Annotated in this window: 12 protein-coding genes; 7 read left to right on the plus strand and 5 right to left on the minus strand. The window is 74.8% G+C overall.

Going from position 1 to position 13530, the window contains the following annotated elements:
- Positions 1-5: 5 nt before the first annotated feature.
- Positions 6-713, plus strand: coding sequence for a DsbA family oxidoreductase (locus tag ACF09E_RS26095; RefSeq protein ID WP_392207502.1), 708 nt, complete (start codon positions 6-8; stop codon positions 711-713).
- 100 nt (positions 714-813) lie between these two features.
- Positions 814-1872, plus strand: coding sequence for an aminotransferase class V-fold PLP-dependent enzyme (locus ACF09E_RS26100; RefSeq protein ID WP_392207504.1), 1059 nt, complete (start codon positions 814-816; stop codon positions 1870-1872).
- Between the two features lie 140 nt (positions 1873-2012).
- On the opposite strand, the gene ACF09E_RS26105 is transcribed toward ACF09E_RS26100, so the two are convergent.
- The gene (locus ACF09E_RS26105; protein ID WP_392207506.1) at positions 2013-2522 is read right to left on the minus strand and encodes a MarR family winged helix-turn-helix transcriptional regulator; all 510 of its coding nucleotides are present in this window, start codon (positions 2520-2522) and stop codon (positions 2013-2015) included.
- A gap of 116 nt (positions 2523-2638) precedes the next feature.
- Between ACF09E_RS26105 and ACF09E_RS26110 the strand changes: the two genes are divergently transcribed.
- Complete coding sequence (locus tag ACF09E_RS26110) at positions 2639-3706, plus strand: alkene reductase (protein WP_392207508.1); 1068 nt, start codon at positions 2639-2641, stop codon at positions 3704-3706.
- A gap of 106 nt (positions 3707-3812) precedes the next feature.
- On the opposite strand, the gene ACF09E_RS26115 is transcribed toward ACF09E_RS26110, so the two are convergent.
- The gene (locus ACF09E_RS26115) at positions 3813-4916 is read right to left on the minus strand and encodes a pyridoxal-phosphate-dependent aminotransferase family protein (protein WP_392207636.1); all 1104 of its coding nucleotides are present in this window, start codon (positions 4914-4916) and stop codon (positions 3813-3815) included.
- Positions 4917-5044: 128 nt separating this feature from the next.
- Between ACF09E_RS26115 and ACF09E_RS26120 the strand changes: the two genes are divergently transcribed.
- Positions 5045-6130 (plus strand): amidohydrolase family protein, encoded by a 1086-nt coding sequence (locus ACF09E_RS26120; protein WP_392207510.1) that lies wholly within the window; start codon positions 5045-5047, stop codon positions 6128-6130.
- Positions 6131-6139: 9 nt separating this feature from the next.
- On the opposite strand, the gene ACF09E_RS26125 is transcribed toward ACF09E_RS26120, so the two are convergent.
- A complete protein-coding gene (locus ACF09E_RS26125; RefSeq protein ID WP_392207511.1) occupies positions 6140-6709 on the minus strand; it encodes a GNAT family N-acetyltransferase in 570 nt (189 codons plus the stop codon).
- Positions 6706-8856 carry a penicillin acylase family protein gene (locus ACF09E_RS26130; protein WP_392207513.1) on the minus strand — a complete coding sequence of 717 codons (2151 nt, stop codon included), beginning with the start codon at positions 8854-8856 and terminating at the stop codon, positions 6706-6708. Before ACF09E_RS26130 ends, ACF09E_RS26125 begins: the two co-directional genes overlap by 4 nt.
- Before the next feature lie 114 nt (positions 8857-8970).
- Here ACF09E_RS26130 and ACF09E_RS26135 point away from each other — a divergent pair, with 114 nt between their 5' ends.
- Positions 8971-9690, plus strand: coding sequence for a siderophore-interacting protein (locus ACF09E_RS26135; RefSeq protein WP_392207515.1), 720 nt, complete (start codon positions 8971-8973; stop codon positions 9688-9690).
- 325 nt (positions 9691-10015) lie between these two features.
- Positions 10016-11014, plus strand: a complete 999-nt coding sequence (locus ACF09E_RS26140; RefSeq protein ID WP_392207517.1) for an SCO1860 family LAETG-anchored protein — start codon at positions 10016-10018, stop codon at positions 11012-11014.
- Positions 11015-11222: 208 nt separating this feature from the next.
- On the opposite strand, the gene cobC is transcribed toward ACF09E_RS26140, so the two are convergent.
- Positions 11223-12794 carry an Rv2231c family pyridoxal phosphate-dependent protein CobC gene (gene cobC, locus ACF09E_RS26145; protein WP_392207519.1) on the minus strand — a complete coding sequence of 524 codons (1572 nt, stop codon included), beginning with the start codon at positions 12792-12794 and terminating at the stop codon, positions 11223-11225.
- A 6-nt stretch (positions 12795-12800) separates the two neighbouring features.
- Between cobC and ACF09E_RS26150 the strand changes: the two genes are divergently transcribed.
- Entirely contained in the window at positions 12801-13529 is a 729-nt protein-coding gene (locus tag ACF09E_RS26150; protein WP_392207521.1) for a ZIP family metal transporter, read from the plus strand.
- Position 13530 lies beyond the last annotated feature (1 nt).

Below are 13530 nucleotides of genomic sequence, written 5' to 3' on the forward strand. Positions count from 1 at the left end.
GTCACATGCGCGTCGAGATCTGGAGCGACATCGCCTGCCCCTGGTGCTACATCGGCAAGGCACGCTTCGAGAAGGGTCTGGAGGCCTTCGCCCACCGCGACGACGTCGAGGTCGTGCACCGCTCCTTCGAGCTCGACCCGAACCGCGCCAAGGCCGACACCGGCCCCGTCCTGGAGATGCTCGCCGCGAAGTACGGCCGCACCCTCGACGAGGCCCGCGCCATGGAGGCCCACGTGGCGTCCAACGCGCACTCCGAGGGACTCGGCTACCGCACCGAGGGCCGCGACCACGGCAACACCTTCGACATCCACCGGCTGCTCCACCTCGCGAAGGACCGCGGGCGGCAGAACGAGCTCCTGGACCTGGCGTACCGCGCCAACTTCGCCGAGGAGCGCTCCGTCTTCGACGGGGAGACCCTGGTGACGCTGGGCGTGGAGGCCGGCCTCGACGAGGCCGAGGTGCGGGCCGTCCTCGCCGACGCGTCCGCCTACGCCGACGCCGTGCGCGCGGACGAGCGCGAGGCGGCCGAGCTCGGGGCGAACGGCGTGCCGTTCTTCGTCCTCGACCGCCGCTACGGCATCTCCGGCGGCCAGCCCGCCGAGGTCTTCACCCAGGCCCTGGAGCAGGCCTGGCAGGGCCGGACCCTCCAGACCGTCGGCGGGGACGCGGCGGCCTGCGACACCGACGGCGCCTGCGAGGTCCCGGGCGCCTGACGCCCGTATCGCTTCCCACCTGCGGAGATAAGAGCGGCTTGGGGATTCCCCATGATCGGCACCCATTGACGGGCGATCGCGGGGAATCCAGGGTGGGGCCATGGACCCCCTGGAAGAGCCGCTCGGCGGCGCCGAGTTCGCGCCCAAGAACACCTACCTCAACACCTCGACGTGCGGGCTGCTGCCCCGTCGCACCATCGACGCGATCACGCTCCTGGCGGAGGAGACCGCCGCCGGGCGCCCGGGCGGTTCCGGGGACTTCGAGATCGTGGCCGAGGCCCGCGCCACCTACGGAAGGCTCGTCGGCGTCCCGGCCGAGCGCGTCGCCGTCGGCAGCTCGGTCGGCGTGCACTGCGGCATGATCGCCCAGTCGATGCCCGCGGGCGCCGAGGTGCTCTTCGCCGAGGGCGACTTCTCCTCCGTCATCACGCCCTTCACGATCCGCGGCGACCTCCGGACCCGGTTCGTGCCGCTGGAGCGGCTCGCCGAGTCCGTCGGCCCCGGCACCGCGCTCGTCGCCCTCTCGTCCGTGCAGTCGGCGGACGGCCGGACGGCGGACCTGCCCGCGGTCCGGGCCGCGGCGGCCGCGCACGGCGCCCGGACGCTCCTGGACGCCACACAGTCGGCCGGCTGGCTGCCGCTGCGGGCGGGGGAGTGGGACTACACGGTCGCCGGCGGCTACAAGTACCTGCTCTGCCCGCGCGGCGCGTCCTTCCTCACCGTGACCGAGGAGGCGCAGGACTCGCTGGTCCCGATCCACGCCAACTGGGTCACCGGCGAGGAGATGTGGGCGAACAGCTACGGCCCGGTCCGTGAACTGGCCCGCTCCGCCCGCCGTTTCGACGAGCCCCCGGCCTTCCTCTCGTACCACGGGGCGGCCCGCTCGCTCGCGCTCCTGGAGGAGGTCGGGATCGAGCGGATCGAGGCCCACAACAAGGGCCTCGCCGCCCGCTTCCGCTCCGGCCTCGTCGCCCTCGGCCACGCGCCGGTCAGGGACGACTCGGCGGTCGTCGCCGTCCCCGGGCTCGGGGACCGCGCGGAGGCGCTGCGCGAGGCGGAGGTCCTGCTCTCCGTCCGGGCCGGCAATCTGCGCGCGTCCTTCCACCTGTACAACACGGCGGCGGACGTGGACCGCGCCCTGGAGGTCCTGGCGGGCTGACCCCGAGCTCCGGCACCCCGCGGGCTCCGGCCGGGGTGCGGACGCGGCTCCGCCGCCGGCCGGGGGAGCGCGCCCGGGCGGCGATCCCACCGCCGGGCCGTTCCGGTCGGCAGCCGCCCGCCTTCGCCGGGCCGACCCGGTCAGCAGCCGCCCGCCGGCGCCGGGCACTCGCCCGCCTCGCCCGCCTCCTCGCGCAGGTTGTCCGCCACAAGGCCGAGGAGCCGGGACAGCTCGGCCCGGTCCTCCGGGCTGAGACCGCTCAGGGAGGCCTGCTCCAGGTCGGACCAGACGCCCTCCACGCCGGCGCGCAGCGACCGTCCCTCGTCCGTCGCCTCGACCAGGACCGCGCGCCGGTCGGCGGGGTCCGGGCGGCGCAGGACGAGTCCGCAGTGCTCCATGCGCTGGAGCATCTTGGTGACCGTGGAGGCGTCGAGTCCCAGGGACTGGATGAGCACGGACTGGCGGACCGGTCCGCAGTCCCAGAGCCGCATCAGCATCATCTCCTGGCCCGGGTAGAGACCGAGGTCCTTCAGCCGGCGTCCGGCGGCGATCCGGTGCATCCGGGCCACCCGGGCCAGCGCGATGCTGACGGGGCCGCCGTGGGCGGCGGAGGGCGCCGTCTCGGTACAGACGGGGTCGGTTCCTGACATTGGGGCTCCTCGTGACGGCTCTCCCCACACTTTACCTTGGCCGGCCAAGCAATCGGTTACAGTGACAGTCGAGCCAGATACTTGGCCGACCACATAAGTTCGTGAAGGGGACAGCCATGACCACCGCCTTCGACCCCGTGGACCTCGCGGGAACCCGGCTCGCCAACCGCATCGCCATGGCGCCGATGACCCGCAGCCGCGCCGACGCCGACACCCGCACCCCCACCGCGCTCGTCGCCGAGTACTACGCCCAGCGCGCTTCGGCCGGCCTGATCATCACCGAGGGCACCCAGCCCAGCGCCGTCGGCCAGGGCTACCCCAACACCCCCGGCCTGCACAGCGCCGAGCAGACCGCCGCCTGGCGCGAGGTCACCGACGCCGTCCACGAGCGCGGCGGGAAGATCTTCGTCCAGCTGATGCACGCCGGCCGGATCAGCCACCCCGTCGTCCTCGGCGGCGGCCTCCACCCCGTCGGCCCGTCCGCCGTCGCCCCCAGGGGACAGCTCTTCGCCGGCACCGGCCTCATCGACTTCGTCGCCCCGCGCGAGCTCACCGCCGACGAGATACGGGAGACGGTCGCCGGCTTCGCCGAGGCCGCCCGCAACGCCGTGGACGCCGGCTTCGACGGCGTCGAGATCCACGGAGCCAACGGCTACCTGATCCAGCAGTTCCTCGCCTCCGGCTCCAACCACCGCACCGACGAGTGGGGCGGCCCGGTCGAAAACCGCATCCGCCTCGCCGTCGAGGTCGTCGAGGCCGTCGCCGCCGAGATCGGCCCCGAGCGCACCGGCTTGCGGATCTCCCCGGCCAACACCTACAACGACATCGCCGAGACCGACACCGAGGAGCTCTACCCCGCCCTCGTCGCCGCGATCGAGCACGTCGGCATCGCCTACCTGCACGTCTCGGAGCCCGCGCCCGAGGTCCGCGAACTGACCCTCGCCCTCCGCAAGGCCTTCTCCGGCACCTTCATCCTGAACCCCGCCACCGAGGGGCCCACGAACGCCGACGCGCTGGCGCTGATCGAGGACGGCACCGCCGACCTCGTCGCCTACGGGGCGCTCTTCCTCGCCAACCCCGACCTGCCCGCCCGGCTGCGGGCCGGCGGCCCGTACAACACCCCGGACACGGCGACCTTCTTCGGCGGCGACCACCGCGGCTACACCGACTACCCCGCGCTCTAGCGCCGGGAGCGTGCCGCTCGCCCCGGGCGCGCGGAAGGGGGCGGGGGGCCGAGCCGGACCCCCGCCCCCTTCCGGCGTCCCGAGCGGGACGGCGTCCGCGGACCGGTCAGACCGCCCAGGCCTCCGTGACCGCGCGGCGCGCGCCCTCCAGGTCCACCGTGCGGCCCGACTCGCCGAGCGCGGCGCCCAGGGCGGCCAGCGAGGACTGCACGACGCCGGGGGTCGCGTCGACCCCGTAGTGGTTGACGCGGACCATCTCCTTCGCCAGGGCCCCGCCGCCCGCGATCAGCGGCAGCGAGGGGTCGGCGGACAGCGCCTTCGCCACCAGCTCCGAGGCGTCCACCCCGGCGGGCACACGCAGCGTCGTCGCGACCGGCGCCGCGTCCTTCGCCTCGTGCACGTACGGCTCCAGACCGCCGCCCAGCGCGAGCGCGCCCGCGCGGGTGGCCGCCGCGGCGGAGGCGTGCCGCGCCATCAGGGCGTCCAGGCCCTCCGCCTCGATCCGCTCGACGCAGGCCTCCAGGGCCAGCATCTCCAGCTGCGCGGGGGCGTGCAGCAGCGTCCGCCGGCCCCCGTCGATCCAGCGCTCCTTCCAGTCCAGGAGGGAGAGGTACGAGCGGCGCGGCGCGGCGGGGTTGGCGGCGAACCGCTCCCAGGCCCGCGCGCTCACCGACACCGCCGACACGCCCGCGGGCCCGCCCATCGCCTTCTGCGCGCCGATGATGCACATGTCCACGCCCCAGGCGTCCGGCAGTACCGGCTCGGCACCGATCGAGGCCACCGCGTCCAGGTAGAACAGCGCGCCGTGAGCCCGGACGACCTCGCCGATCTCCGCCACCGGGTTGGTGTTGCCGGTCGCCGCCTCCGCGTGCACCAGGGACACGAAGTCGATCTCCGGGTGCGCGGCGAGGGCCTGCTCCACCTGGGCCGCGGTCACCGCCGTGTGGAAGGGGACCTCCAGGTCGACCACGGTCGCGCCGCAGTCGCGCAGCCAGTCGCCGAAGGTCTGCCCGTACGGCCCGGTGACCACGTTCAGGGCGGTCGAACCGGCCCGCGCCCCGCTGCGGATGCACCCCTCCAGGGGCAGCAGCGCCTCGCCCTGGGTGATCACCACGTCCTGCTCCGTGGAGAGCAGCGCGGCCACCCGCCGCTCGATCGACGCGAAGTGCGCGGCGGTCAGCGGGGCCAGGTCCAGGAGCGGATGTGTCACGGTCACGGCGGTGCCTTCTTCGACTCGGTGCGGGGCGGGTGGAGCTCCGGGCCAGCGTACCGAGCGGCCCCCGGCGCCCGGCCACGGGCGCACTCCCGGCCGGGCACCCTCCCTCGTACAGTGCAGGCATGAGCGATCACGCGGTGCTGCACGTGAAGGGGCGGGTGCTCGTCGGCCCGGAGGAGGTACGCGACGAACTGTGGTGCGTCGACGGCCGGATCACCTTCGACCGCCCCGCGGCCGAGGCGGTCGTCGTCGAGGGCTGGGTGCTGCCCGGCCTCGTCGACGCGCACTGCCACGTCGGCCTGGACCGGCACGGCCCCGTCGACGAGGCGACCAGCGAGAAGCAGGCCCTCACCGACCGGGACGCGGGCACCCTGCTGATCCGGGACGCGGGCTCGCCGTCCGACACCCGCTGGATCGACGAGCGGGAGGACCTCCCGAAGATCATCCGGGCCGGGCGGCACATCGCCCGCACCCGCCGCTACATCCGCAACTACGCCCACGAGATCGAGCCCGCCGACCTCGTGGAGTACGTCGGCCGCGAGGCCCGGCGCGGCGACGGCTGGGTCAAGCTGGTGGGCGACTGGATCGACCGGGAGGCGGGCGACCTCACCGCCTGCTGGCCGCGTCCCGAGGTCGCGGCGGCCATCGCCGAGGCGCACCGGCTCGGCGCCCGGGTCACCGCCCACTGCTTCGCGGAGGACTCGCTCCGGGACCTCGTCGAGGCCGGGATCGACTGCATCGAGCACGCCACCGGCCTCACCGAGGACACCATCCCGCTCTTCGCCGAGCGGGGCGTCGCGATCGTCCCGACCCTGGTCAACATCGCGACCTTCCCGCACCTCGCCGACGGCGGGCAGGAGAAGTTCCCCCGCTGGTCGGCCCACATGCGCCGGCTGCACGAGCGCCGCTACGACACCGTGCGCGCGGCCTACGACGCGGGCGTCCCGGTCTTCGTCGGCACCGACGCGGGCGGCTCCCTCGCCCACGGCCTGGTCGCCGAGGAGGTCGAGGAGCTGACGAAGGCCGGGATCCCGCCGATCGACGCGCTCGCGGCCACCGCCTGGCGGGCCAGGGCCTGGCTGGGACGCCCCGCCCTGGAGGAGGGCGCCCCCGCCGACCTCGTCGTCTACGGCGAGGACCCGCGCGCCGACGTCCGCGTCCTCGCGGCCCCGCGCCGGGTCGTCGTCAACGGACGCGTGGTGGGCTGACGACACCCCCTAGGGGCGGGTGAGGAAGGCCAGCCGGGCCCTCTTCTCCGGGATGAAGACCTCCGGCAGGTCCACCTCGGGGAGCACGACCTCCGGGCCGAGCTCGAACCCGGCCCGGACCATGCGGGCGATCGCCTTCTCGTTGGAGGCGTCCGGCTCCACGACCACACGGGTCCGGTCCCGCAGCGCGAAGGCGATCAGCTCGGACACGAGCGTGCCGGTGAAGCCGGGCCGCGGGGCCGTGCTCGGCGCGATGAGGAAGTGGGCACCGACGTCCCCGGGCCGTACCTCGTAGCACTCGCCGACCCGGTCGGCCTCGGGCTCGTACGTCTGGAGCAGGGCGACCGGCTCGTCGTCCAGGCTCACCAGGAAGCCGTGGTGGGTGGTGAGCGAGTCGAGGTGCGCGTAGACGTCCCTGACCTGCTCGACGGTGGTGCCCACCATCCCCCAGAAGCGGGACCGCTCCTCGTCGGCCCAGGAGTGCAGGAGCGCGGCGTCGCGCTCGGGCTCCACGGGCCGGACCGTGACGGTGCCGAAGCCCTCGACGCCGCGGACGTAGACGGTGGTGGCGGTGGTCATCCCTGCTCCTTGGTGAGGTTCTGCCAGTCGGTGGTGACGGGGGCGAGCTCGCCCCTCAGCCACAGCGGAAGCTGATCGCGGTGGTGCGGGTCGCCGGGCACGCCGGACGCGCCGAACGGCACGATCCAGCCGCTCCGTTCGCGGTCGGCGAGGTCCCAGACGTAGCGGGCGGCGGAGGCGCGGGCGCTGCGGTCGGTCCACCCGGGCACGCTGGACGTGGAGAGCACGCAGTCGTGGTCGCCGCCGAGCCCCGGCCACCGGGCGTCGTCGGGGTCGGGCAGCGCCTGCCAGGGCGCGAGCCGGTGCGTGGTGCCCCAGGCGGCCGGCGGCTCTCCGGCGCCGACCTCGCCGAGCGCCTCGCGCACGATCCGGTCGACGTCCCCGGAGGGCACGGGCCCGGCCGTCAGCAGGGTCTCCAGGGCGTAGGCGACGCGGGGGCCGAGGGCCAGCCAGGGCCGGAACACCTCGGGGTACGGGGCGGGTTCGCGCAGCGCCGCGAAGGCCTCGTGGGCGGCGAGCCGGCGGACGACGGCCCCGCGCACGGCGGCGTAGAGACCCGCGTCGGTGCTCTCGGCGTCCATCCGCCGGTCCCAGGCGAGCAGCCGGTCGCGCACGGCCGCGGCGGCGGGCGGGAGAGCGACGGGGGAGCCCCCGGCGGGGGACCCGCCGTCCGCGGCGCCGCCCAGCCGGGCGACCGCCGCCAGCAGCGGGGCCGCCGAGCGGTTGTCGGTGTCCCGGTGGACCGCGGTGATCGCCTCCGGGGTCCACTCCGCCGACGCGCCGAGCAGCGCGTCGATGCGGTCCGCCCGGTGCGGCGGGGCGAACTCGACGCCCAGGGGCGCGGCGATGCCCCGGGCGTTGGCCATCACGGCGTGGCCGTCCACCGCGGCGCGGGGCAGTGGCGCCGGAGCGGCCTCCCAGGCGTGCGCCGGGTCCCAGGCGGGCACGATCCGCAGCGTGTTGGCCCGGTGCCGGACGGGCACCCGGCCGGCGACCCGGTGCAGCAGACCGCCCTCGGTGTCGGCGGCCAGGACGACGTTGACCGGCTCGACCCAGCCGTCGAGGGCGGCGTCCACGTCGGCGACGGTCCTGGCCCGCAGCAGCGCGGGCAGCACCTCGAACCCGAGCTCTCCGGTGACGCGCGGCGGGTACCGGAGGGCGACACCCTCCCAGACCGCCCCGTGCCCCTCGGAGGCGTCCGCCGGGGCCGTGCCGGCGGCCGGCTCGTCGTCGACCCCGATGATCACCGGGCCGCGGTCGGTCTCGACGACCTCGACGGCGACCGGTTCGCCGCCCGCGACCTCGATCGTCTCGGTGTGCGCCGCGGCCGGGCGCCAGCCCTCGGGGCCGTACGCCTCCACCCCGCCGTCCGGGAGCCGCCGCAGCCGCTCCCGGTAGAGGTCCTGGTAGTCCGACATGGCGTTGGTGATCGCCCAGGCCACGGGACCGGTGTGGCCGAAGTGGGCGAGTCCGGGGATGCCGGGCACGGCGATGCCCACCACGTCGTACGCCGGGCAGGCGAGGCGGATCTGCTGGTAGACGCCGGGGGCCTCGATGAAGCGGTGCGGGTCGCCGGCCACCAGAGCCGCCCCGCTCGCGGTCCGCCCGCCCGCGACCAGCCAGCCGTTGGAGCCGGACGTGCCGGGTCCGTCGGTCGCGAAGAGCTCCGTCCACTCCTCGCCGAGCCGCCGGGCGACCTCCTCGCGCCACAGCTTGGTGGGGAAGCCGGCGAACAGGATGTGGGTGGTCAGCCAGACGGCGAGCGGGGTCCACGGCTCCCACCGGCCGGGGGCGAGGCCGGTCTCGGCGAACTCGGGCGCCCGGGCCGCCCCGTCCGCGAGGCCGTCGTTCACCCCGTCCGCGTAGGCGCGCACCCAGGCGGCCGTCCCGGGGTCCTCGCGCTCCAGCCGCTCGAAGCAGCGGCGGGCGGTGTCGGCGAGCCGGGCGCGCCGGGCGAAGGTGTCCCACCCGAGCTCGGCGGCGCCGAGGAAGGCCGCCGTGGTGCCCTGGGCACGGTGCCGCTCGACCTCCAACTGCCAGGCCCGGTCGCGGGCGGTGACCCGGCCCTGCGCGAAGGCGAGTCCGTCCTCGTCCGCGGCGCGCAGATGGGGCACGCCCCACGCGTCCCGGTAGACCTCGATGCTCACGGAGACCCCGATCCCGTTTCTGTCCCCGACATGGTCTTCGGCCATGTCTTCTGCCGATTTCTTAGGTTAGGCTGACCTAAATTAATCTACAGGAGTTCAGGGGAGGGGATTGCGGTGGGTCACGGCTGGCAGGGTGCCGTTCTCAAGCTGATGCGGGGCAAGGACTTCACGTTCACCGTGACGGGGGCCGAGCAGGTCACCGAGGACTACCGCCGGGTGCACTTCACGGACGGCGGTCTGCTCACCGCCGCCGGGATCCACCCCACGATGTGGGTCCGGATCTGGTTCGATAACGCGGGCAGGCCGCACCAGCGCGCCTACACCCTGGTCGACCCCGACCAGGCGGCCGGCACCTTCAGCCTGGAGTTCGCGCTCCACGACGGCGTCGCCAGCCGCTGGGCCCGCTCCTGTGCCCCGGGCGACACCGTCGAGGCGACCCTCCAGGGGACCGGCTTCGACGCCCCGGAGCCGCGCCCCGGACGGCTCCTCGTGGTCGGCGACCCGGCGTCGCTGCCCGCGGTCAACTCCCTGCTCGACGCCCTCCCGGGGGTCCCCGCCACCGTCTGGTTCGAGACCCAGCACGCCTCCGACGAGGAACTGCCCTTCCGGCTGGACCCCGCGCACCACGAACTGCGCCGGGTGCCCCGGCGGGACGGCGGGGCGGACCTGGTCTCCCGGGTGAAGGCCGAGCTCCCGGCCCTCGCGGACTCCGACCCGTACGTCTGGATCGCCAGCGACACCGCGACCACCCGCACCCTCGCCGCGTACGCGCGCAAGGAGCTCGCCCTCCCCAAGGAGCGCGTCCACGCGCTCGGCTACTGGCGCGCGACCTGACCGCTCCGTTCCGGTCGCGCCCGCCCGATGCGCCGGGTTGACGATCCGTTACCCCGGCGCGCGGGCGATCGTTTACACCTTTCGCCGGGGTGTCCGCTTCTGCCCTCTCGTGCGCAAGACGCGGGACACCCGGAAACGGTTGTGGCGAAAAGAATCGAATATGAACGCGGAAACCCCCCTTTGGAGTGAACTCACGTCAGGCGACTGTGGGTTCACTCTCCGTGCGTAAAGATTCCGGTGTCTCAAGTCGCCGGGCCCGCGCCGACCCACCGTCCCCGTGGTGAGCGGCCGGCGACGCCATGTCTCTTGTGGGGGTTCCACCATCTTGAACAGCAACACCTTCCGCGCGCCCGTACGCCGTACCGCCGCCGCCGCGACCGTCGCCGCCCTGGCCGTCGGCCCCGTGCTCCTCGCGGCCCCGGCGGCACAGGCGACGGGCGGCGAAGGGCACGCCACCGCCGTCGTCCTGCGGACCGGCCTCGACGTCTCCCTCCTGAACAAGACGGTCGACGTGCCGCTGCGGGTCTCCCTCAACGAGGTCAAGGCCCCGGAGACCGAGAACCAGACCGCGCTGTCGGTGAAGGTGCAGGGAGCCGAGGGCGACAAGCCGATCGACGTCCTCGCCGCCGACGTCGCCACCTCGAAGGCCACCGTGGACGAGAAGAAGGCCGAGGGGTACGTGAACCTCGTCAAGGCCCGGGTCCACGTCCCCGGCATTCCGCTGCTCTCGCTGATCGAGGTCGAGAAGGTGACCTCCAAGGCCCTCTGCGAGGTCGGCCGCAAGCCGGTGGCCGAGTCCAACGTCCTCGGGCACGTCATCGTCTTCGGCAAGAAGACCACGCTCTCCACCGCCGGCCGGACCGAGGTCGACGTGCCCCAGGTCGGCAAGGTCACCCTCGACCTGTCCCGCACCTCCACGACCTCGCGCACCGCCGCGGCGACCGCCCTCGAACTCAAGGTGGAGGTCAACCCGCTGAAGCTCGGCGTCGCCGAGGTCAACGGCACGGTGACGCTCGCCGAGGCCACCTGCGAGACGCCCAAGGGCACGGCTCCCACCCAGAAGCCCACGGAGGAGCCCACCCAGAAGCCGACCGAGCAGCCCACCCAGGAGCCCAGCGAGCAGCCCACCCAGCAGCCCACCGCCGAGCCGAGCGACCCGGAAGGCGTGACGACCGACAACGGCGGCACCACGCCCACCCAGAACCTCGCCGAGACCGGCGGCAGCTCCACCACCCCGTACATCGCGGGCGGCGCGCTCGCGCTCCTCGTGGCCGGCGGCGGCGCGCTCGCGCTGACCCGCTCGCGCGCCCGCTCCCGGGGCTGACGGCCCGAGGGGGACGGGCAGGGGGCAGGCGCCGGAGGGCGCGGCGGGCTCCGGGGGAGCCTCGCAGGGGAAGCACGGGTCCGGGGAGGGCGACGGTGACGACGTCGCCCTCCCCGGACCCGTCCGCGCGCGCCGCGCGCGCCGACTGCGCCGCGCGCGCCGACTGCGCCGACCGCTCCGTGTCGCGGTCCGGTCGGTCCGGGTCCGCTCAGCCCTCCATCAGCAGCGCCTGGTCGAGGGCCTGGAGGAAGCGGTTCGTCGTGGCCCGGTCGCGGACCGCGATCCGCAGCCAGTTCCTGTCGAGCCCCGGGAAGGTGTCGCCCCGCCGGGCCGCGAAGCCCAGCGACCGCAGCCGCTCACGGATCGCGTCCGCCCCGTCGATCCGCAGCAGCACGAACGGGCCCTCCGCCCCCGGTACCGTCCGCACCTCGTCGAACTCCGCGAGACCGGCCAGCAGATGCGCCCGCTCGACCCCGATCCGGTGCGCCGCGTGCTCCGCCTCCGCGAGCGCCGCCCGCGTCATGCACGCCTCCGCCGCCACCAGGGCGGGCGTCGACACCGGCCACAGCGGCTGCGTCCGCTCCAGGGCCGCGATCGTCGCCGGATCGGCCAGCACGTACCCGATCCGCAGCCCGGCCAGCCCCCACGTCTTGGTGAGGCTGCGCAGCACCACGAGGCCCGGCACGTCGGTCCGCCCGGCCAGCGACTCGCGCTCGCCCGGCACCGCGTCGAGGAACGCCTCGTCGACCACCAGGGTCCGCCAGGGTCTCGCGAGCGCCGCGATCGAGGCGGCCGGGTGCAGCACCGACGTGGGGTTCGTGGGGTTCCCGATCACCACCAGGTCCGCGTCCTCGGGGACCGCCGCCGGATCCAGCCGGAAGCCGTCCTCCTCGCGCAGCAGCACCCGGCCCACCTCGTGGCCGACGTCGCGCAGCGCCGCCTCCGGCTCGGTGAACTGCGGATGCACCACGACGGGCCGCCGCACCGGGAGCGCCCGTGCGATCAGCACGAAGGCCTCCGCCGCACCGGCCGTCAGCAGGACCCGGCTCGACGGCAGGTCGTGCCGCTCGGCCACGGCCGCCCGCGCGGCCCGGCCGTCGGGGTAGGCGGCGAGTCCGGTCAGGGAGTCGGCGATCCGCTCCCGCAGCCAGTCCGGTGGGGTGTTCGTCCGGACGTTGACCGCCAGATCGATGAGTTTCTCGTCCCGTACCTCGGCGTCACCGTGGTGGCGCAGGTCGTGGGCGTCGGTATGCAGATGCATGTCCATGGCCGCCGTCGTGTGGGGGGTGGGGATGGTGGGGGGTGAGCCAGGCTCGCCAGCGATGTACCCGTGGGTGGGGGGCAACAACCGTACGCCTGGGGCGTCTTCGTTCGGACGAAACGGGACGGAGACGGCCAGAGCGCACGTCACGCGCCGGGATTTCCGCTTGGGGACGAGCAGCGCGGCGGACGCGCCCCCGCCCGCCGCGAGCAGCGCCGCCGCCTCCGCCACCGAGGCCGTGCCCGTCGCCGCCAGCGGCCGCGCCGACGGATGCGGTACGGGCACGGCCGCCAGCTCCACCGCCGTGCACGCCCGCACCGGGACCCCGAGCTCCGCGGCGGCCCCCGCGATGCCCGGCTCCGCCGCCCGCGCGTCGAGCGTGGCGAGCGAACGGACGGCCGCACGCGTCAGCCCCGCCTCCCGCAGCACCGCCCCGACCAGGGCGAGCACCTCGTCCACCGCGACCCCGGCGCGCGCTCCGACACCGAGGTGCGCGGAGGCCGTCCCATCCGGTAGCAAAGGCCCATGGCTGTGGTCGTCGCGCTCGGCGCTTTCCTCATGACGCTCTTCGGCGGCTGGGTCGCGGGACGCGTCACCGACCGGCGCCACCTCGTCCTCGGCCTGGCCGGCGGACTCATGCTCGGGGTCGTCGGACTCGACCTGCTGCCCGAGGCGATGGAGGCCGCGGGCGACGAGGTCTTCGGCGTCCCCGAGGCGCTGCTGCTCTTCGTCGGCGGCTTCCTCCTCGCCCACGTCGTGGAGCGGCTCCTCGCCGTACGCCGGGCCGCACACGGCGTCGCCGCCGACGAGCGGGTCCCGCAGGTCGGCATGACCGCGGCCGCCGCGATGGTCGGCCACAGCCTCATGGACGGCATCGCGCTCGGCGCGGCCTTCCAGGTCGGCGGCGGCATGGGCGCCACCGTCGCCGTCGCCGTGATCACCCACGACTTCGCCGACGGCTTCAACACCTACACGATCACCAGCCTCTACGGGAACGCCCGCCGCAAGGCCGTCGCCATGCTCGTCGCCGACGCCCTGGCACCCCTGATCGGCGCCGCCTCCACCCTGCTGTTCACCCTTCCGGTGGAACTTCTCGGCAGCTATCTGGGGTTCTTCGGCGGCGCCCTGCTCTACCTGGCGGCCGCCGAGATCCTGCCGGAGGCCCACCACGACCACCCCGCCCGCTCCACCCTGCTCTGCACGGTGGCGGGCGTCGGCTTCATCTGGCTCGTGGTGGGCGCCTCCGGCGGCTGAC

Source organism: Streptomyces sp. NPDC014891 (assembly GCF_043081085.1).
Taxonomy (GTDB): domain Bacteria; phylum Actinomycetota; class Actinomycetes; order Streptomycetales; family Streptomycetaceae; genus Streptomyces.